This window comes from Alkalimonas delamerensis (assembly GCF_030717955.1).
GTDB lineage: Bacteria > Pseudomonadota > Gammaproteobacteria > Enterobacterales > Alteromonadaceae > Alkalimonas > Alkalimonas delamerensis.
On sequence record NZ_JAUZVY010000002.1, the window covers coordinates 239,047 to 259,642 of the forward strand.

Annotated in this window: 12 protein-coding genes; 9 read left to right on the forward strand and 3 right to left on the reverse strand. The window is 51.6% G+C overall.

The genetic code is table 11. The features are described from left to right. Positions 1-63: 63 nt before the first annotated feature. The 6 genes from Q3O59_RS05620 to Q3O59_RS05645 all read left to right on the forward strand — a co-directional run bounded on the left by Q3O59_RS05620 (position 64) and on the right by Q3O59_RS05645 (position 12,047). Positions 64-1,332, forward strand: coding sequence for a sensor histidine kinase (locus Q3O59_RS05620; RefSeq protein ID WP_305945112.1), 1,269 nt, complete (start codon positions 64-66; stop codon positions 1,330-1,332). Then, positions 1,329-3,563, forward strand: a complete 2,235-nt coding sequence (locus Q3O59_RS05625; RefSeq protein ID WP_305944644.1) for an ABC transporter substrate-binding protein — start codon at positions 1,329-1,331, stop codon at positions 3,561-3,563. Before Q3O59_RS05620 ends, Q3O59_RS05625 begins: the two co-directional genes overlap by 4 nt. 50 nt (positions 3,564-3,613) lie before the next feature. Further along, positions 3,614-5,992 carry an ATP-binding protein gene (locus tag Q3O59_RS05630; RefSeq protein ID WP_369812355.1) on the forward strand — a complete coding sequence of 793 codons (2,379 nt, stop codon included), beginning with the start codon at positions 3,614-3,616 and terminating at the stop codon, positions 5,990-5,992. Positions 5,993-6,291: 299 nt separating this feature from the next. After that, positions 6,292-9,693, forward strand: a complete 3,402-nt coding sequence (locus tag Q3O59_RS05635; RefSeq protein ID WP_305944646.1) for a hybrid sensor histidine kinase/response regulator — start codon at positions 6,292-6,294, stop codon at positions 9,691-9,693. Beyond that, positions 9,690-10,901 carry an EAL domain-containing response regulator gene (locus Q3O59_RS05640; RefSeq protein ID WP_305944647.1) on the forward strand — a complete coding sequence of 404 codons (1,212 nt, stop codon included), beginning with the start codon at positions 9,690-9,692 and terminating at the stop codon, positions 10,899-10,901. Before Q3O59_RS05635 ends, Q3O59_RS05640 begins: the two co-directional genes overlap by 4 nt. Then, on the forward strand, positions 10,902-12,047 hold the full coding sequence (locus tag Q3O59_RS05645) for a response regulator (RefSeq protein ID WP_305944648.1): 1,146 nt from the start codon (positions 10,902-10,904) through the stop codon (positions 12,045-12,047). A gap of 27 nt (positions 12,048-12,074) precedes the next feature. On the opposite strand, the gene Q3O59_RS05650 is transcribed toward Q3O59_RS05645, so the two are convergent. Together Q3O59_RS05650 and Q3O59_RS05655 are read right to left on the reverse strand one after the other, a co-directional pair. Then, positions 12,075-16,184 carry an EAL domain-containing protein gene (locus Q3O59_RS05650; protein ID WP_305944649.1) on the reverse strand — a complete coding sequence of 1,370 codons (4,110 nt, stop codon included), beginning with the start codon at positions 16,182-16,184 and terminating at the stop codon, positions 12,075-12,077. Between the two features lie 98 nt (positions 16,185-16,282). Continuing rightward, the gene (locus tag Q3O59_RS05655) at positions 16,283-16,828 is read right to left on the reverse strand and encodes a DUF2058 domain-containing protein (RefSeq protein ID WP_305944650.1); all 546 of its coding nucleotides are present in this window, start codon (positions 16,826-16,828) and stop codon (positions 16,283-16,285) included. Between the two features lie 152 nt (positions 16,829-16,980). Between Q3O59_RS05655 and Q3O59_RS05660 the strand changes: the two genes are divergently transcribed. Genes Q3O59_RS05660 through Q3O59_RS05670 form a run of 3 tightly spaced genes read left to right on the forward strand, consistent with a single transcriptional unit; the run spans position 16,981 to position 19,820 of the window. Next, positions 16,981-17,718, forward strand: a complete 738-nt coding sequence (locus Q3O59_RS05660; RefSeq protein WP_305944651.1) for a substrate-binding periplasmic protein — start codon at positions 16,981-16,983, stop codon at positions 17,716-17,718. Between the two features lie 48 nt (positions 17,719-17,766). Further along, on the forward strand, positions 17,767-18,555 hold the full coding sequence (locus Q3O59_RS05665) for a substrate-binding periplasmic protein (RefSeq protein ID WP_305944652.1): 789 nt from the start codon (positions 17,767-17,769) through the stop codon (positions 18,553-18,555). After that, entirely contained in the window at positions 18,552-19,820 is a 1,269-nt protein-coding gene (locus Q3O59_RS05670) for a glycosyltransferase (protein WP_305944653.1), read from the forward strand. The genes Q3O59_RS05665 and Q3O59_RS05670 overlap by 4 nt, the downstream gene beginning before the upstream one ends. 29 nt (positions 19,821-19,849) lie before the next feature. On the opposite strand, the gene Q3O59_RS05675 is transcribed toward Q3O59_RS05670, so the two are convergent. After that, on the reverse strand, positions 19,850-20,554 hold the full coding sequence (locus Q3O59_RS05675) for a YebC/PmpR family DNA-binding transcriptional regulator (protein ID WP_305944654.1): 705 nt from the start codon (positions 20,552-20,554) through the stop codon (positions 19,850-19,852). Positions 20,555-20,596: the final 42 nt, after the last annotated feature.

Genomic DNA, 20,596 nt, shown 5'->3' on the forward strand with positions numbered 1-20,596 from the left:
TGGATGTTGGCCATTTGGGGGGGGCTGGCTATCGCTTTGGTGTTGCTGGGTAGCGGCTGGGTGATGGGGTTATTAAGCTTTAAACCCGATTTTTCAACTTACGCGGCGGATCCACTGGTATGGGCTACCGGCATATGGACTGTGTTGGTTTATAGTTGCGTTGTTGCTTATGCCACTTACGTGATTATTTCTCTTCTACATCGCAAGAGTAAGCAAATCGAAGCGCAAGCAAAACATACACAAGTGCTGCTTGATAGTATTGAAGACAGCATCATCGCTACAGACTTGATCGGAATAATTAAATACGCTAACCCTTCAGCGTTACGGAGCTTTTGCTATTCTCATCAGCAACTAATAGGGAAAAGTATCAGCTGGTTGCTGCCTGATCTTATTAAGTCAATGAAAGATCCTACGCTGAGACCCTTTGCTATTTCTGGGAGCAACGCAAGCCCTCTGTCTTCGCCTGTCAACTGGCGAGTAACCGACGGTATCAGGAGCGACGGCAGTCGATTTCCGGTTGAGCTAACTATCACTGAAGTCGAACAGGCAGGTACCAGCGAGTATCTGGTGACTGCGCGAGATATCACCGAGCGCAAACGGATGGAGCGAGTCAAGGATGAATTTGTTTCGACCGTGAGCCATGAGTTGCGCACCCCCTTAACCGCGATTCATGGCGTCTTGAAAATTCTATCTGCTGGTACATTTGGCCAGTTGCATGAAAAAACACAGCAAATGGTATCTATTGCCTGTAAAAACAGTGAACGTCTAACCTACTTAATTAACGATCTGCTCGATATGGAAAAACTGGCGGCGGGCCAGATGCGTTTTGAGATACAGCAGCAGCCACTGTTTCCGCTGCTGGCACAGGCCGTACGCGATAACCAGGGCTATGCTGACAGGTATGAAGTACGTTTGGTGCTGGACGAAATTGATCACGGCTATCGGGTTGCAGTAGACGCTGATCGCTTGCAGCAGGTATTGGCCAACCTGCTATCCAACGCCGCCAAGTTTTCCCCCAAAGGTGGCGAGGTTGTGATCATGGCACACAGACAGGATGGCGGAGTGCGGGTGAGTGTGCAGGACCAAGGCCCGGGCATCCCTGCGAAGTTTCATGACCGGATTTTTCAGAAATTTGCCCAGGCCGATAGCTCCGACACCCGCCAGCAAGGGGGCACTGGGCTGGGCCTTGCCATCAGCCGCGAATTGATAAAACGAATGGACGGAAGCATTGGTTTTGCCTCCACCGAAGGCGAGGGAGCCACCTTCTGGTTCGAACTGCCGTTGGCTGGGGGTGAATGGGGCAAGCAAGGTTTTACAGGGGGCGAGCAATGAAGGTGGATAGCGTAAAACTGGGCTTGATGCCGCCACTGACCGGCCTGGTCAGCCTGTACGGCATTGAAATTGTTCGCGCAGCGCAGATGGCTTGCGATGAAGTGAACGAACAGGGCGGTGTGCTTGGCCGGCCATTGGAGCTTGTGGTCGAAGATGACGGCAGCCTGCCGGAAAGCGCGGTTGCAGCCGCTGAAAAACTGGTCGGGCAGCATGCTTGCGTTGCCATCATTGGCAACTTGTTGTCCAATTCCCGCATCGCTGTTGCCTATCGCGTTGCCGAACCGAACAGGGTACCGATGCTTAATTTCTCCTTTCATGAAGGAAGCATCCAGAGCCCCTATTTCTTTCACTTTGCCGCGCTGCCGAATCAGCAAATCGACCGGATGATCCCTTATATGCACCAGCAATACGGGCCGCGGATGTTTTTTGCCGGTAACAACTACGAATGGCCACGCGGCTCGATTGCGGCTGCCAAAGAGGCCCTGGCGAAGTCCGGCGGTACAGTGCTTGGTGAAGAATACCTGGATCTTGGTGTGAGCGCAGAGGCGATTGAACGCTTGCTTGATAGCATTGAAGCCGCAGCGCCAGACGTCTTTGTGCCTTATTTCGCTGGTGCGGACCAGATCAACTTGCTCACGCGCTTTTCTGAGCGCGGCTTCAAGTCAAAAATCGCCGTGGTGATGGGGCACTACGACGAGATGCTGGCGAGTAAGCTACCACCCGAGGTGCGGGAGGGGTTTTACTCCAGCAACAGCTATTTCATGAGCGTGGCTAGTGATGCCAACCGGGCTATCTTAGAGCGCTTGGCGCAAATGCCCGATGTCGATGGTATCTGGCCGCACGGCAATGGCACCCTCACCAACTTCAGTGAAGGCGCTTATGTCTGCGTGAAAGCTTTTGCCACCGCAGCCAATGCTGCCGGCAGTACTTCCCCTGAAGCACTGGTTGGTGCACTCAAGACTGTTCGTGTGACGGCTCCTCAGGGCAAGGTGGTGATGGAGCCGGAGACTCAGCATGCCTCGGTCAACTGTTATCTGACGCGATGCAACCGTGAAGGGGTTTTTGACATCGTGCAGGCATTCAAAGAGCAGCCACCGGTGATCCCAGAGCGCTATCGTCACCAGAAAATCAAAAGTCATGCCACACTGGAAGACGACATTCGTCTGCAGGCGCGCATGCTGGAGCAGATGTACGGAGGGGTTTTGCTCATCGATTCAGGCAGTCAAACCGTTATCTACGCCAATGCTGGCGCTGAGAAAATGTTCGGATACAAGTCTGGTGAACTGCTCAACAGACCGTGGCAGCAGCTCAGCCCATTGGATAGCAACGCCAACGCCAACGCCAGTCGGTTGGAGGATGTCGCCGCCAGCATCCTGCGCCATGGTGCCTGGGAAGGGGAGCTGCGACTGCAGCAGCTTAATGGTGCAGAGCTCTATTGCATGGTCTCTTGCACGACCTTCACGCATCCGGTTCAGGGGGAGGTTTGGCTGGTTGTTTACACCGATATCACCGAGCGCAAGCGGGTGGAGCGAATCAAAGATGAATTTATTGCCACTGTCAGTCACGAACTGCGCACGCCGCTGACGTCAATCCATGGGGTGTTGGGGATCTTGTCTGCCGGTAAGCTCGGGCAACTAAGTGAGAAGGCACAGCAGATGATAGGCGTCGCTCACAAGAACAGCGAGCGTCTGAACCATTTAATCAACGATCTGCTGGATATGGAGAAAATAGCTGCCGGTCAGATGCATTTCGACATGCAGTCGCAGCAGTTGCTGCCTATTGTGCGACAGGCGCTGGATCAATACCGCCCCTATGGTGTCAAGCGGCAGGTTTCGCTGGTGCTTGAGAAGGCAGATGAGCAGGCGATGGTGCGGGTAGACAGCCAACGGCTGATGCAGGTATTGGCCAATCTGCTGTCGAACGCGATGAAGTTTTCGCCCCAGGGTGGCAAGGTTATAGTGGCCGTAGGATCCGACGGGGCCAGGGGGCAGGTGAGTGTGCAGGATCAAGGCCCGGGCATCCCTGCGAAGTTTCATGACCGGATTTTTCAAAAGTTTGCCCAGGCCGATAGCTCCGACACCCGCCAGCAAGGCGGCACCGGCCTGGGCCTGGCCATCAGCCGTGAATTGATAGAACGAATGGGCGGAAGCATTGGTTTTGACTCCACCGAAGGTGCAGGGGCCACCTTCTGGTTTGAACTGCCGTTGCTCACCGATAAGGACATACCATGAATCATTCAAACCGACCAGCGCTCAGCCGTCGCAACAAAGTGCTGGCCACCTTGCTGCTTGCGGTACTCTCGGTACTGGGGAATTACCTGAGCCTGCCGTTGTTTTTTGGTGTGGATTTTATCTTTGGTTCTATTGCGGTCATGCTGGCGGTGGTGTTGTTAGGGACAGTACCGGCAGTACTGGTCGCGTTTGCCGGTGGGCTGTACACCCTGGTGTTATGGGGACACCCCTATGCGCTGGTGATTTTCAGCGTGGAAGCACTGGCCATGGCACTGCTGTATCAGCGTGGCTGGCGCAACCTGGTGTTGGCAAATTTGCTTTACTGGTTGGTGTTAGGCATGCCATTGGTTTTGCTATTTTATTACGGTCTGCTTGGCATGAACTCGGAAGCGACTGGCTTAATCGCACTCAAACAAATGCTTAATGGCTGCTTTAACACTTTAATGGCTGGGTTGTTGCTGTTACTGGCTAAGCTTGCCAACAAAAAAGTGATGGCTTTTACCGGAAAGGCGGAGCTGCCTGCGTTGTTATTTCATTCTAGTTTATTGCTGAGTCTGCTTGCTGGCACAGTGCCGATTATCTACGAGAGTTACAGCCAACAATTCACACAAGAAACCTTTGTTTACCAACGCCTGAACGAGCGGGCAGGCCAGTTCGTCACACATTTGAACGTCAAGTTGGCTGATGAACGGCAAGGTAAAGCCGAAGGTGCAATGCAGCCAGATCTCGATGCAACGGATGCTGCGGGAGTCTTTGCAAAGATAGCAAACTACCTTGCAGCGCTGCCTGTCGATGATGCGATAAGTCTTGCTATTGTCAATTCGAGTGGGGATGTTGTTGCTTCCCGGAGGGCGGCATTAAGCCAACTGACTGAAGGCCAGTTTAAACCTGCCCTAGACGGTTTAGACATATGGCTGCCATCCAGTGCCAGATCGGTGATGCAGCGATGGAGGCAAGGCATCTATCGAATACAACTGCCGCTTGAAGGGCATGATCCGTTGGCGGCGGTGCAGGCGTTTTTGCCTGCAGAATCTTTGGTTCGTACGCTGCAGTCTCAACGCTTAGAGCTATTAATGATGTTGACGCTGATTTTCCTGGGGGCTGTTGCACTGTCGCATGGGCTTAGTATTGCGATCAGCCGCCCTTTGCGCCAATTAGAAATGGATAGCAAGCAGCTGGAGCGCAAGATTGCTGATGGCCACGAAGCGTTGCTGCAACCGTCGAATATTAAAGAATATGACAGCCTGATTAACACGCTTTTGCACATAAGTGCGGTGCTAGCTTGTAGCTTTAAAGAATTAAAACAAGCGGAAACCGATTTAAAGGGGCAGGTGCAAGCTCAGACGCAAGCGCTTCAGCACACAGCCGAAAGGCTGCAAAATATACTAAACACCATCATGGATGGAATTATAACGATTAATGAGCGCGGGATGATTGAATCGGTCAACCCGGCTGCAGTTCAGCTTTTCGGTTACAGTGCTGAAGAAATGCTGGGCCACAATGTCAGTATTTTGATGCCAAGCCCACATCGTGAGGCACATGACAGCTACATGCAATGCTATCAGGCTGGAGCCCCAGCTCAAATTATTGGCGTAGGTCGCCAGTTACAAGGCCAGCGAAAAGATGGCAGTGTATTTGATATGGAGCTGCAAATTACCGAAATGTTCGAGCATGGCGTGCGCCATTATGTTGGTTCGGTGCGGGATATCTCACTACGTTTGGCGGTTGAAAAACAAAAATCCCAGTTTGTGTCTACCGTAAGCCATGAGTTACGTACTCCGCTGACCGCCATATGCGGGGCCTTAGACATGGTGGCTTCAGGCAAATTGGGGGCCTTGAATAAGCCTGCGGAAAAACTGATCGGGCTGGCCAGACACAATAGCCAGCGGTTGCGGTTTTTGATTAATGATTTATTGGATCTGGAGAAACTGACCCAGGGCAAACTGGAGTTCGATTTGCAAATTCAGCCATTGCAGCCATTGTTGCAGCAAGCCGTCGATAGTCACCAAACTTATAGTGTTGAACAGCACATTGATATTGAACTTGAACTGCCGGCTGAGGAGTTATTCGTTCGGGTTGACGGACAACGTTTGCAGCAAGTGCTGGCCAATTTGTTGTCGAATGCGATTAAGTTTTCACCGGCAGACAGCAAGGTGCAGCTAAAAGGGCAACAAATAGCGAATAAAGTAAGGGTGTCGGTAACCGATAGCGGCCCGGGTGTGCCAGAGGCTTTCAAATCACGACTGTTTGAGCGTTTTAGTCAGGCCGATAGTTCCGACGCACGTCAGCATGAGGGTACAGGATTGGGTCTGGCGATCTGTCGTGAGCTTATGGCACAAATGGATGGCTGCATAGGCTTTGAATCTGCTGAAGGGCAGGGGGCCACGTTTTGGTTTGAATTGCCATTACGTTCAAAAAGAGACTCATAAAAGGTTAATACCATGCCAAAACATGATAGGCAGTTGTTATCCGATAGCAGTATGGCAAGGCAAACGGTAGCGGCTGCGAATATCGATGACTGCTTGTTTTTGCAGCACTGTCAGCAATTCAGTTAAAGGTTTAGGGGGCGCGTATGACGGTTTATACTTTTTCTTCAGACCGTTTTGCCAACAGCTTTCCTGTTATCAACGGGAGAGTGCTTGTCGAAAAGTATTATCAGCTGTTAACACAGTTATTTCCCAAACATGGGATCTTTATTCTTTTGACCAATGCGCAGGGTGACATTTTTTTGGACACCTCACCGCATCATTATCAGTTTAAGCAGCCCGGCACTTTGTTGCATCTGCTTGCCGGTGGCAGCAGTGTCCTTTTTACAAATGATCTGACCAAACCACCCTATCGTGCTCTGTTTCAACAGGCAAGCGAGCAAAAGGTGTGTTTTTTTGTCTGTTCTGCCCTTAAACGCTCTGATGGCCTCATCATGGGTGCTTTTGGCGTGATAGGGGAGCGGAAAAAGTCGCTTTTACTCGATGAAAAAGCATTTATCGCCTGGCTGGCAGATAATCTGGCAGATGAAATTCAGCTAGGGAGCTTACCAGAAGCTATCGAACCTCTTGAAGAGTACCAGTTCCCGGAAGCCATTATCCCCTTTCTCGATGATATTTACATGATGTCTGATCCGGAAGGCGTTATTATTAGCATGGCTGAACAGGTTCCGGCGTCAGTCCGCGATACCATTGCCAAGCAAGGAGGCACCTTAGACACGGTGTTTGGTAAAAATAATACGAGCTTTTTTCATGAACTGATCACGCTCACCGAAGCGACCCATAACAAGCAAACCAACATATTGCAACTGGCTTGTCGCAGCAAAGAGCTGTTGTATTCAGTTAGCTGCAACCGTTTTTCTGCTGGCTGGTATTTGTTTACCTTCTCCGATATCACGGAACGCAATCGATTAAGAGAGTTGCTTGAGAGTCGTAAACAACTGCTTGAAGGCATGGTTCAGGCCGCAAATGTGGGTATTTTGCTGCTGAATGAAGCAGGCCAGGTTCTTTATTGCAATCATCAGGCTGCACTGTGGTTGTCTATTGAGGCGGCGAGCACAACAGTTAGCTTGCCTGCTGAACACTGGCCTGACGATCCTACTCTTAGCAAAGAACTAAGCCCATTCCGATGGCTTTTTACGCAGCAGCAAACGTTGAAAGACCATCGTTACCACTTTGAAGCAGCGAATGCCGAGCTAAAAGTGCTCAGCATTACGGCAACCCTTGCCTCGCAACAATTGGATGGCGTTTCGCAGGCTACCTTTTTTATCAAAGATGTGACCGAACGAGCTCAAATAGAGCAGGCCATGATAGACATGGATGCGCAGATGCAATTTTTATTGCAATCAAGTCCGGTGGTGATTTATCAGCGCATGTTTTTGCCTAAGCCGGTGCTCAGCTACATCAGTCCGAATGCCAATGCTATTTTGGGATTCCCTGCAGATAAGCTATCCGATGGAACTATTGAATGGCAAAGCCTGGTTCATCCAGAGGACTGGGCAGGGTTGGAAAGCGAGTTTTCTTCACCCAAGCAGACCTTATTGGAGTACCGGCTAAAAGTAGCTGACAAAAATGAGTACCGTTGGTTTAAGGATGTGCGGCATTTTATTGAGGGGGATATCCCAGGTTGTATCGGAGCCTTGTTGGATATTACCGACCGAAAATTGCAAGAGCAGCAATTGGAGCAAGCTCAAATGCGATTTGAGCAGCTAACGAAACACCTACCGGGTATGCTGTATCAGTTTCAACGCAATCCTGACGGCAGCAGCTGTTTTCCTTTTAGTACCCTAGGGATACAACAAATTTATGGCGTAACGCCAGAGCAAGTGCGTCTTGATGCCAGCCTGGCATTTGCTGTATTGCATCCGGATGATATTGAACGGGTTGTGCAGAGCATAGAGCATTCGGCCAGTACCCTGGAGACCTGGCAATGCCGTTACCGCGTGCTGCTGGGTACACAACAGCTCTGGGTCCAGGGGTTAGCGACACCCACCCGACTGGAGAATGGTGCCGTACTTTGGCATGGTTATATCCATGATGTTTCGGAGCAGCAAGCGGTTATGTTGCAGGCGCAGAAATTTCAGGGGGAGTTATCGGCTACTTTAAACAGCCTGAATGATGCCGTTGTGACCATTGATGCCCAAGGCACTGTGGTGAGTGTGAATCCGGCCACAACCAAAATGTTTGGTTACAGCCCTGAGGAGTTGCTGGGCAATAACATTTCCATGTTGATGCCTGAGCAGACCGCGCGTTTGCATGATGGTTATCTGGCAAGCTTCGCAAAAACAGGCCAGGCCAGTATTATTGGCATAGGCCGTGAAGTAGAAGCAAGGCACAAAGATGGCCACCTGATACCCATTGCCTTATCCATCTCGGAGATTGATTATGGAGACGAAAAACACTTTGTCGGGTGCTGCCATGATCTGACGCAGTTCAAGCAACAACAAACACAGTTGATGCACAGCGAAAAACTCAGTGCCGTTGGCCAACTAACCAGCAGCTTGGCGCATGATTTTAATAATATTTTGGGCATTATCCGTGGTTATGCCGAAATGTTGCAGCAAGAAGCGGACGCTGTAGCGGAGTTGGCTCGCCCTATTGTGGATGCCAGCGATCGTGCTTCTGCCATTATTGCGCAGTTACTGGATTTTTCATCGACCAAACAGCGTAGTTTAAGCCATCTTCGTCTTGATCAACATTTGGAAAAGCTCGCACCTCTCATGCAAAAGGCGCTAAACAAAGATGTGACCTTAACCCTGGCATTAAACGCAAGCGGGGCCTGCATCAATGTGGAGCAGCCTGCTTTTGATAATTCACTCATTAACCTGGCGGTCAATGCCAATCATGCTATGGCCGGCAGTGAAGATGCGGTTTTATCCATCACCACCGCCTGTTTCAACAGTCCTGTCCTTGCCAAAGAGCTTGGGAGAAAAGAGGATGCTTTTATTTCCATCTCATTTAAGGATAACGGCTGTGGCATGCCAAAAGATGTCCTTAAAAAAATATTCGAGCCTTTTTTTACCACCAAAGGCCATGCCGGTACTGGCCTTGGATTGGCACAAACCTATGGCATGGTGCAGCGCTGTCATGGTCGGATCGATGTGGCATCGGAGCCTGATGTGGGCACTTGCTTTACTCTCTACTTTCCTTGCGAGCATCACTCCGTAAGCGATGCGGTCATTGTTGAAAAAGTAAGTATAAAAGACAATGAACATTTGGCAGGCGAGGACGCGGCTGCGCTTGGCAACAGCAAAGCGTCCAGTGTAAGCCATGAACCGGCTGCCGACTACTGCATCTTGTTGGTTGATGATGAGCCAGAACTGCTTGAAATGCATGCCATGCTGCTGGAATCCTCTGGGTTTAAGGTGTTGCAGGCATCCTCGGCTGAAGCTGCTTTGAAACTGGCAGAACAACACCCATGTGATTTGTTGCTATCGGACATTATGATGCCGGGAATGAATGGCTTTGAATTGGCACAAACATTAAAAGCAAACTACCCTGATATAAAAGTTCAGCTCATGAGCGGCTTTACCAGTGAATCCTCGATCACCAATGAACAAAGCAAGACTTGGTACGAGCAGCGACTTAAAAAACCAGTATCTTTCTCGGTTTTATTGTCACGTATAAGTGAGGTGTTAACGGCATGAATGATGAGGAGCAACTGCTTGCCAATGGACAGCTTCGGATCGCTGTGATTGACGACAACATCGAGTTTGCGAATTTATTGACGAAGTTTTTGTTAAAGCAGGGCTATCTTGTCAGCGTCTTTCACGCTTCTCAGGCTTTTTTGGATCATGACTTTCTGGCGTTTGATGCCATCCTCTTAGATTTGTACATGCCGGATCCGGATGGGGTAGCGGTGATGCGCCAGTTGACATTGCACCATTATCAAGGCGCAGTTGTCTTGATGAGTGGTGAAGATAAAGGCGTCCTGCGATCTGCATTGGAGCTCTCTAAAGTACAAAGCTTAAGCCGGGTGGTGAGCCTGCAAAAGCCGTTTCAATTAACCGCCTTGTCCGATCTTATCCAGCAGCTAATCGCAAATCAAGTAAAGCCCAACCATGCCGTGACAAGCAACTGGCAGCCAGATGAAGCGGCGATTTTCCAAGCCATCGACGACAACGGTTTGCAGTTGTTTTTTCAACCCAAAGTGCAGCTGGATACGCAGCAATTGGTCGGTTTTGAAGCGCTGTTGCGTTGGCAGCATCCGGATTACGGGTTGATTATGCCGGTTCGATTCATTCCGATCGCAGAGCAGTCCGTGGGACTGATGCAGCAATTAACTAAGAAGGTCATTTTGCTGGGGCTAACTCAGCTTCAACAGTGGCAACAGTTAGGCCATTCGGTGGTAATCAGCATCAATGTATCGATGATCAACCTAGCGGCGCTTGATTTTCCTGAGTGGTTGCAAAAGCAGGTGGAGCTCTATGGTCTGCAACCGCAACAGCTGCATTTGGAAGTGACCGAAACCGCCTTGATGAATGAAGTGGCTCAGGCTCTGGATATCCTTGTGCGCTTAAAAATGAAAGGCTTTGTGCTTAGTATTGATGACTTTGGTACCGGCTACTCTTCTTTGGCACAACTGCATCGTATTCCATTTAGCGAGCTGAAAATTGATAAAAGTTTTGTGTTGGACATGACTTCCAATGATGAGAGCAAGGCCATTGTCGAAACCTGCCTTTTTTTGGGTAAACGGTTGGGGTTGGAAGTCATTGCCGAGGGTGTGGAAGACGAGGCAACTCGTCAGGCATTGCTTGCTATGGGGTGTTGCATCGGACAAGGCTATTTTTGGAGCCGCCCGGTGCCTGCCAAAGAGGCTGAGCTTTGGCTTTGCAAACAAAACAGGGGGATGTAAATGGATTGCTTACACACCATCGTGTACTTTGAAGATGAGACCGAGGTTGCGAACTTAGTTGTGCATAGCCTGCAGAAGGCGGGCTTCAGGGTCCATCATTTTGCCTCCTTTCCTGAAGGCGGGGTGGATGCGATAAAACAAGCCTGTGTGGAGCCCGTCGACCTGGTGATGTTGGATATTAATCTGCCGGGTAAAAATGGCTATGACATTTGTCGGTTGTTAAAAGATGAATGGCTTTCCGAGCAGGTGCCGGTGTTATTTACCTCTGGCTTAATGGCCGATGAGGACATCTTGCATGCTTATGAGGCCGGGGCCGATGACTACCTGGTCAAACCGGTGCGTTTGCATGAGCTGCAACTTAAAATCCCCAAGCTGATTCAGCAAAAACGTGAGCAATTTGACGCGTCCGAGCAAGCGTCTGTCGCCATGAAAATGGCCTTTGATGCGATGAAAAACTCATCTGAGTTGGGTGCGATCTTACGCTTTCACGAAGTGATCCAACAAGCCTCGGACTTCGCCGACCTAGCTCGGCTGATGTTTGACGCCGTACGTGAGTTTGAACTGGAATCCAGCGTGGTATTATTGTGCAATCATGAGCCGCTGTATTTTCGGGATGATGAGTCTAAGTCATCGCTTGAGCTCGAATCCATGACCGCCGCGCGTGCTAAAGGGCGGCTGTACTCATGGAAGCGTTTTTCGTTTTTTAGTTATGATCGCTTTACCGTATTAATTCGCAATATGCCGATTGATGATGAAGAACGCTACGGCACTTTAAAAGATCAGATTTGTTTATTGCTTAATGGTGTCGATGCACGAATTAACAGTATGTTGGTTGCTCTGGCAGAGCAGGCCAAACAACAAAAAATCAGCTCAATCACCAAAGTGCTGGCAAAGCTTGTCCTTGAAATAGAGCATGAAAACACCGAGTTTTCTGCCAACTTCGAACGCATTATCGCCGATATGGAAACCAACCTGTCGGCTGAGTTGTGCGAGTTCAACTTAATTGAAGCCGAAGAGCAGAGTTTATTGAACATAGTGAATCAGGCTGTCACGGCTGCAACGCAGTTGTTTGAAACCTCCATGGCCAATGAGGCGCAACGAAAAGTGGTTATGGACAACTTGCTGCAAAAGTTGGTGGCTGACTGATGCTGGCCAGTCCATGACTTGGCAGCGCTAGTTTTCTGCCTTCTCATTCCGCAAATACTGCTCAAGACGTTTTTTGGGCAGGGGCGGCGAGTACCAATAGCCCTGAATTAAATGGCAACCTTGTTGTTGCAGGTAGTTCAGCTGATACTGGGTTTCTACGCCCTCGGCAATGCAGGGCAAGGCCATATTCTGCGCCAGCGCAATGATGGTATTCAAAATGGCATTGCGGCTGTCGTGCGTCAGGTCGAAGACAAAGCTGCGATCAATTTTAATCAAGTCAATCGGGAAGTCTTTGAGATAGGTCAGCGACGAGTAACCAGTGCCAAAATCATCCAAATAAAGCTGAACCCCCATGGCCTTTAACCGGTGCATGTTTTTAATGGCCTGTTGCCGGTTTTTCATCAGTGAAGACTCGGTGATTTCAAGCCTCAGATAAAACGGGTCGACCGCTTTGGCTGCAATGAGTTCTGCCAGTCGATCCGCAAACAGGTTTGAACTGAGTTGACTGGCAGCCAGGTTAACCGATAAATACAGCGGAAAACCCTGCTGGTGCCACTGCTGCAAGTCATGCAGGGCTTTTTGCAGCGAGCTCCAGGTCAGCTCAGCCATCAGATCCAGCTCTTCAGCCATTGGGATAAACTGGTCCGGCGGGATCATCTTGCCATCCTGCTGCCAGCGTAGCAGCAGTTCTACCCCTAGCGTGCGCTTTTGCAGGCTATCGACAATGGGTTGGTAGTAATTTTGCAATTGCTGCTGCAGTATGGCTTGTTTTAGCTGATACTCCAGCTGCATCTTCAGCCGGGTTCGCTCCGGCATTTGCGGGGTAAAAATCGCATGATCCAGTTCGCCATGGCGTTTGGCATAGGCCATGGCAACATCGGCATGCTTTAGCAGCTCGTAGCTGTCCGTTGCATGCTCTGGATAACTGGCAATGCCAATGGAGCAACTGATGCTGATTTGCTGTTGCCCCAGCATCACAGGTTTTGCCAGCAGGCTATGCAGCCGTTCGGATTTTTCTGCCAACACCCTGGGGTCTGCCGTTAACAGCACATAGACAAACTCATCGCTGCCTAAGTGGGCCAGTAACTCCCCTTGAGCTAACTGGCTGTGCAAGCGGGCCGCTACTACTTGCAACAGGGTATTGCCTTGCTCGTGTCCCAGGCTGTCGTTGATGTGCTTAAAGCGATCCAGGTCGATAAACAGCACGCTGACAAGGGGGGAGCCTGGGCCTTGCAACACCTCATCGAGTTGTTGCAACAGATAGTTGCGGTTCGGCAGTTGTGTCAGGCTGTCAAAGTGGACCAACTGCTCCAGCTCCTGCTCGGTCAGTTTCTGGGCGGTGATGTTGGTGTAAATGCCAGACACCTCGTGCACCTTACCGTCCAGGCGTTGCGTCACCCGACCAATGTCTTTAAACCAGTGCCATTTGTTGCTGCTATCCCGTACCCGATACACTTGCTGAAAGTGATCGTTGTAGCCATCGCAAAGTTCTTGCCAGCCATGCAGGTAGTCGGTTTGATCATCCGGATGAATACGACTGGCGTACTGCTCGAAGCTCAGAACAGTTTGCTCCGATAGCCCCAGCAGCTGCAGACGCTCTGGGTGAAGCAGTTGCTGATGCTGGCCATGCCAGCTCCAGACATCGCTGTCGGCAATGGACAAGGCCAGCTGTAAACGCTCTTTGGACAATTGCAGCTCTTGGTTTTGTTGCAGCAAGCGTCGCTTTTGTTGGTGACGCCAGGACAACCAAAGCAGTCCAGCCAGCAGCAGCAATAAGCCATAGCTGGCCCTGGCCAGCGGGCTTTGCCAGGCTGAATACTGGACATGCAATCGAAGCAGGGCCGGCTCACTGTAACGCTCGGTAAGGGGATCAAAGGCCTGAACGCTCAACCGGTACTGACCGGGCCGTAGTTGTGGCAGCAGCAAATAGGGCTCCCGGCTTTCGAGGACAGGCAGGCGATCCGGCCCCTCTAGTTCAAAACGATAACGGGTATCGGCTTGTTGACGGTAACTGAAGGTCGATACATGCACCGAAAGGCCGTAGTCATCGTGGCGTAGCTCAAGGTCTTTGCTTGATTTCGGCTGCAACAAAGGCGGCAAGGAGCGGGACACCAGCGAGAGCTCGGAAAACAACAATTGCGGCGGTTTTGCTTCGGTGTCAATAAAATCGCTTGGTTGAAACAGCGTCAGGCCTTGCACCGAGCCAAACACCAGGCGGCCATCTTGCAAGCGGGTGCCGCTTAAGCCATTAAACTCATTGTTGGCCAGGCCTTGCTGGGTGGTAAACTGGCGGAAATTGCCGGTACGGGGATTAAAACGCCACAAGCCACTGTGACTGCTCATCCACAGCATGCCGTGGTCATCGCGCTGCAGGCGGTACAGGATGTTGGTTGGCAACTGGGCCAGACTGAAGAGCTCTTGCCGGACTTCCAGTGTATCCAGTGCCAACTCGACCAAACCAATACCATGCAACAGCAACCATAAACTATCGCCGACCACCTGGACACCTTCGACATAAGCGCTGCTTTGCTGCATGCCTTGTGGCAGTTGGTACAGGGCTTTTGGCGAAGCATTGTCGCTGTAGGCCCAGAGGGTAAACTGATCATAAAACAACATTACACCGGGCTGGGTGGGGTGTTCTCCGACCCAGTGGCTGGCCCAATCGCTTTGGAAATGCTGCTCAGCTTTGGGCAGCGGCTGCAGCGAGAGATTGGGACTGATCCGGAAGAAACCAGCCTCATTGTGCAGGTAGAGGTAGCCGCTGCTGCTGATGGCCATGCTGTAGGGAGTCGCAGACAAAGCGGCGGTGGTGGCTGCTGGCAGCTCAGTGACTTGTTGCTTCGAGCGGCTAAACAGCTGGACTTGCTCCAGGTTTAACAGCCAGAGGCCATCGCCATCTGGCGCGGGCGCCAGGCTGTAAAAGCTGGCGGCAGAGTCGACAATTTTAGGGTCGGGATCGACAAAAAAGGCCTGGTCAGACAGGGTGGTTAAATCCAGCCGGTTCAGGCCATTCTGGGTGCCCACCCAGATGGCTTCATCGTCGCTGACGATGCTGTAAACCAGCGCATGGCTCAGCGGCTGTTGGGTGGCGGTATTGACCACATTGGTAAAGTGTTGCTGCTCTGGCTGCCAGTAGTAGGCGCCATCACCGCGGGTGGCGAGCCAGAAATTGCCATGCTGATCGCGCAGGAAGTCAACCACGCTGTCATCGTAGTAGGCAAAGCGGGTGCGACTGGGGCGAAACAGGGATTGCACCTGATTGCCGTCTTTACTCAGTGAAAGCAGACCAAGGTTGGTGCCAAGCAGCAGTACGTCATCCTCGACTTTAATGCGCCAGATGTTTTCTGTGGTCAACAACACCCTGCTGTCGACTGCCTGTCGTTGCGCTGCCGGCTCCAGGCTGCTTAGCTCGGCTCTGGCTATCGCATAGAGGCCTTCGACGGTGCCGATATACAGTGTACTGTCATCCGCCGCCAGGGCCTTGCTGTTTTGTTGATCGCTGTTGGCAAATGGCAGGTAGTCCAGTTGCCAGCTTTGACCGGCATGGCGGTCATGCAACCACAGCCCCTGTGAGCTGGCAACCAGCAGGTAGTGCTCGAACGCCAAAACATCACGAATAAAGTGCTGATGAATATCCTTGCTTGGCAAGGTAAATTGTACATCTTGCACGCCATCGCTGAGGGTTAAAACCCGGGTTGAGTCGGCAAAGAGCTCTGTACCCATGGGGTCTGGTCGAATCAAATAAATCATTTCGGCCTGGTAGTCGGCCAGCTCCGGGGAGGCCTGATGCAGCAGACGGCGGCTTTGGCTGTTCAGCCCGATTTCCAGTAAACCATCGCTGGCGGTTGCCAGCAGCAGTCTGTCGGGGCCAGCCAGCATGGCATCGTAGATGACGGTGTTGGCGGTGAGCAGCTCGGCGGGGAGAGGGCGGCTGCGAAAGCCGTCAAAGCGATCCATGCCGCCATCGGTCGCCAGCCAGAGCTGGTGCCGCGAATCCAGCAGCAGTCGATTGACATGCCCTTGGCTTAAACCGTTGTCGGGTGATAACCGAAAGGCTTGCTGCAATTCGGCCTTTAGCAGCAGCGGGGCGATCAATAGAAAAAGCAGGCACCAACGACGGCCTGAGAGCAGATTCATTCAGTGTCTATTCCGATGTTTAAGCCCATCCATGTTGCATTGGCAAGGCATAGCCTTACTGTGGGCTAAAGAAGCGGAACTTGCAAGTACTGTCTGAGTTACCACATCAAATCATCCGGGATCGGGAAGTCTTTGTAGGGATCCTCTTCATCCGGTTGCTGCTCGCTGTTATCGGCCAGATAGATCAAGGATTCAGCAAAACGCTCTGCCACTTTTTCCGCCACATGACGCGGTACCACATAGTAGTCTTCATCGTAGGCGCAAATAGCCAGCTTGGCCGAGCTTAAATGCTGTTGCACTTTGTCGCTGACAAACAAAAATTTGATTTTGTTGTTGCGCGGATCGGTAAAGTTAAAGCGAATCTCGCCATCCACCGGTTGTTTGTTGTGTTGCAGCATTTGCAGGGCCTGGGCGCGCATGGCTTTGGCATCTTGTTCGGCTTTGCGCTGACGGTTCAGCTCTCGATCACGCTCGGCGGCTTCTGCCCGCTGTTGATCCAACCGGGCCTGCTGCTCGGCATTGGGTTTGGCTTTGCCTTTAGGGTCTTGCTTGCGCTCCAAATGCTTCTCGCGCTTGAGCTGCTTTAATTTTTTGTCGTTGACCAGGCCGGCGCCCAGCAACTGCTCTGCCAAAGATTTTCCCATTGTGTTGTCTCATTGCTGCTACAGTATGTCTGCATTGTACGGATATCCTTACCGCCACTCAATCTTGTTGTTGCTGGCTGGTTTTGTCTGGCTCTGTTTTTCCGCTACACTGCGAATTAGTAAGGGATTATCCGGTTTTTGAGGCTGTCAAATTGAAGCGATACCTATCAGGTTGGCTGTTAGCGGTTGTGCTGTACTGCTTGTGGCCAGTGCAGAGTCAGGCTGCCGAGCAAGAGCCGCTGCATTGGGGCTTTGTGCACTTTCCGCCATTTTATTATCTGGATGAGCAAGGGCAGGCTGCCGGACGCCTGGCGACGTTGCTCAAGCAGGTGATGGTGCAAGTAGGCCGGCATTACGAATATCAGCAGTACCCCAACAGGCGGATGATTCATAAACTCAATACCAGCAAATTAGATATTGCACTGGTGATGACCTCGGTGCTGGAGGATCGGGATCAGTACCTGACTAGTCGTTGCCCGATAAGCAGCATGACGCTTAGTGCTTTTTGGCTGGGTGAACGGCCCAAAGTAAAGCAAATCAGCGATTTGTTCGGTAGCCGGGTCATTTTGATGAGTGGTTTCAGTTATGGTGGACTAAGACCCATGCTCAAACCCGGCTATGGTGTGGTGCGGGAAATGGTCGAAGTTGGACAGCACCAATTGGGCATCGAAGCCTTGCAACTGAATCGGGGCGATTATTTACTGAATTACAAAGAAACTGCGACGCTGGCGCTGAGCGCGGATGAGGCAGCCGATGTTCGCCACAGTGTGCTCAGCGAAATCCCTGTTTATTTTTTGCTGCGTGCCGATCTGCCGGACAGTCATGCTTTGATGCAACAGATTGAGCAAGCTCTGACCAGCCTGGTGGGAGACTCCTGTCGTGACGATTAGAGCGCTCAGTGCGATACTCTTGTTGATGATAGCTGCCTTGGAGCCTTTATGTGCCTTCGGTTGTTAATTGCAGGCCTTTTCCTGGTGGCGCCTATCGCTCAGCCTGCCGGGCAGTGCCAATTGCCTGAGCAGCATTACCGGGTCGGGACTGAGGCACTTGATTTCTTTCCTCATTACAATTTTAGTGACGAAGGTGTTGCCGGCTATGGCAATCAAGTGTTTGAACGATTTGCTGAATTTGCAGGTATTGAGCTGACATTTAAAGCATTACCAGTTAAACGTCTGTATCATGAAATCGATCGCATGGTTGATGCGGTGTACCCAGATCACCCACGTTGGGTGCAATACCAAGGCGTTGCGCCTGACCGTGCTTTTAGTTTGCCCGTCGCCACGGCCGTTGGCGTTGCCTGGAGCAGAGCTTCTACGCCCGAACTGGAAACATCGCAGGTTCGGAGTTTAGCGATTATTCATGGCTTTACGCCTGTAGCCTGGTTTGGCATCCGGGGGCGCTACCCGTTCCGAATTATTGAGGTGCCCGATGCGAATACGGCACTTCGTTTGCTGTTAAGTGGCCGGGTTGATGCTGTTGATCTTGAATACAACGTGGCTCGTTACCAATTAAAGCAAACGGAAGCGGTTAAGGGTGCCGTGGTCGCTGAAAGGCTGCCCTATACACTGGGGCAATATCATTTATCATCAGCCACCCGGCCTGAACTGATTCGCTGTTTTGATCAATTTTTACAGCAGCACCAACAAGAGCTTGCTGAGCTAAAAGCAACCTTTGGTCTCATCGAAACCTTGCCTTTTGTGCAAAACACATCACAAGATTTGCAATGAAAAAACCTCTTCTTATTGTGATTGGCTATGTCTGGCCAGAGCCCAACTCCTCGGCGGCAGGCAGCCGGATGCTGAGTTTAATTCGGATGTACCGGCAGCAGGGCTGGCAGGTGATCTTTGCCAGTGCGGCGGAAAAAAGCCCGCACCGGGTTGATTTAAGCCGCTGGCAGGTGACAGAGCACAGCATCGAACTCAATGACCAGAGTTTTGATGACTGGGTAGCGCACATGCAGCCAACAGCGGTGCTGTTCGATCGCTTTATGCTGGAAGAGCAATTTGGCTGGCGGGTTGAGCAGGCGTGCCCAGAAGCAATGCGTATTCTGGATATGGAAGACCTGCATGCGCTGCGTGATGCCAGGCAAACAGCCTTTAAAGCGGGGCAGGGCGATGTGCTAACGCTTGCTCCTCAGCAGTTGAATACTGAACTTGCCAAGCGCGAAGTGGCGGCTATTTACCGCAGCGATCTGAGCCTGGTGATTTCTGAGGCCGAACAACAGCTATTGACGGAGCATTACCAGCTGCCGGCCGAACTGCTGTGCTATTGCCCGTTTTTTGCCGAAGCGCCAAATCTTAGCAGCCCGGGCTTTTCAAAGCGGCAGCACTTTATTGCCATCGGTAATTTTCGCCATGCGCCCAACTGGCAGTCGGTGCTGTGGCTGCGCACGCTATGGCCTGCCATCCGGGCGCGATTGCCAGGCGCCGAGCTGCATATCTATGGCGCTTACCCGCCGCCCAAGGCAGCAGCCTTGCATCAGCCCAAAGGTGGCTTTCACATCAAAGGCTGGGCCGAAGATGCGGCGCTGGTGATGCAGCAGGCCCGGGTTTGTCTGGCCCCTTTGGCTTTTGGCGCCGGTTTAAAAGGCAAACTGCTTGATGCGATGCAACAAGGCACCCCCAGTGTCACCACTGCCATAGGGGCTGAGGGCATGCACGGTGATTTGCCCTGGCCTGGCTGCATTGCCAATGACGAGGCTGCTCTGGTGGATGCGGCGGTAGCGCTGTATCAAAATGAAGACCTGTGGCAGCAGGCACAGCAGCAAGGTTTTGCTTGCTTAGAGCAGCGTTTTGATGCGGCCACTGAGCAAGCTCGGGTCTGGGCAGAGTTGGAGCAGCGGCGTGAGCACCTTGTTAAGTTTCGCGAGCGCAACTTTACCGGCCAGATGCTGCGGCATCATGCTCATCGCAGCACCAAATTTATGGGGCAGTGGATTGAAGCCAAAACCCGGTTGCAGCAGTTGCAGATAGTAAAAAAGGGTGCCACTTAGCACCCCTTTTACCTTTGAATTTGGCTCAATCAGTCGGCAGCCAACCCCGCATAGACATTTTGCACATCGTCATCGTTGTCGATGGCATCCAAAAAAGCTTCCACCTCGGCCAGTGCATCGCCGCTTAATTCAACCGGATTGTTGGCGCGGTACACCAGCTTGGCGGATTGGACTTCGTAGCCAAATTCAGGCAGGGCTTTGCTCACCGCATCCAAGTCGGTCGGCTCGGTTAAAAACACCGCCTCATTGCCTTCACCGGCTTCAAAATCCTGCGCACCGGCTTCAATGGCGGCCAGCTCCATATCGGCATCATCGCTGCTTGGGGTGGCTTCAATTTGCCCAAGATGCTTAAAATCCCAGGACACGGCGCCTGAAGTGGCCAACTGGCCCTTGCGAAACAGCAAACGCATGCTCTGGGCCGAGCGGTTTTTGTTGTCGGTTAAACACTCCACGATGACCGGTACCTGATGCGGGGCAAAGCCTTCGTAGGTGACGGACTCGTAGTTGACCGGGCCATCCAGCAAGCCAGCGCCTTTTTTGATGGCGCGCTCCAAGGTGTCTTTGGGCATGGAGGCCTTTTTGGCGGCATCAATGGCCGAGCGCAGCTTGCTGTTCATATCCGGATCGGCGCCGTTGCGTGCAGCCACCATGATTTCTTTGGCCAGCTTGGTAAAAATACGTCCTTTGGATGCCGCTGCATCCATTTTGTGTTTGGTTTTCCACTGCGCGCCCATAAATAGTCCTGTACGAAAGCTAAAAAAGTGGCTTAGTCTAGC

What these genes read in the sequence shown, in the direction of transcription:
- Q3O59_RS05655 (WP_305944650.1), bottom strand. Translation starts at nt 16,828, where the DNA reads ATGGGAAAATCTTTGGCAGAGCAGTTGCTGGGCGCCGGCCTGGTCAAC.
- Q3O59_RS05640 (WP_305944647.1), top strand. Translation starts at nt 9,690, where the DNA reads ATGAATGATGAGGAGCAACTGCTTGCCAATGGACAGCTTCGGATCGCT.
- Q3O59_RS05625 (WP_305944644.1), top strand. Translation starts at nt 1,329, where the DNA reads ATGAAGGTGGATAGCGTAAAACTGGGCTTGATGCCGCCACTGACCGGC.
- Q3O59_RS05645 (WP_305944648.1), top strand. Translation starts at nt 10,902, where the DNA reads ATGGATTGCTTACACACCATCGTGTACTTTGAAGATGAGACCGAGGTT.
- Q3O59_RS05675 (WP_305944654.1), bottom strand. Translation starts at nt 20,554, where the DNA reads ATGGGCGCGCAGTGGAAAACCAAACACAAAATGGATGCAGCGGCATCC.
- Q3O59_RS05650 (WP_305944649.1), bottom strand. Translation starts at nt 16,184, where the DNA reads ATGAATCTGCTCTCAGGCCGTCGTTGGTGCCTGCTTTTTCTATTGATC.
- Q3O59_RS05620 (WP_305945112.1), top strand. Translation starts at nt 64, where the DNA reads ATGGGGTTATTAAGCTTTAAACCCGATTTTTCAACTTACGCGGCGGAT.
- Q3O59_RS05670 (WP_305944653.1), top strand. Translation starts at nt 18,552, where the DNA reads ATGAAAAAACCTCTTCTTATTGTGATTGGCTATGTCTGGCCAGAGCCC.
- Q3O59_RS05665 (WP_305944652.1), top strand. Translation starts at nt 17,767, where the DNA reads ATGTGCCTTCGGTTGTTAATTGCAGGCCTTTTCCTGGTGGCGCCTATC.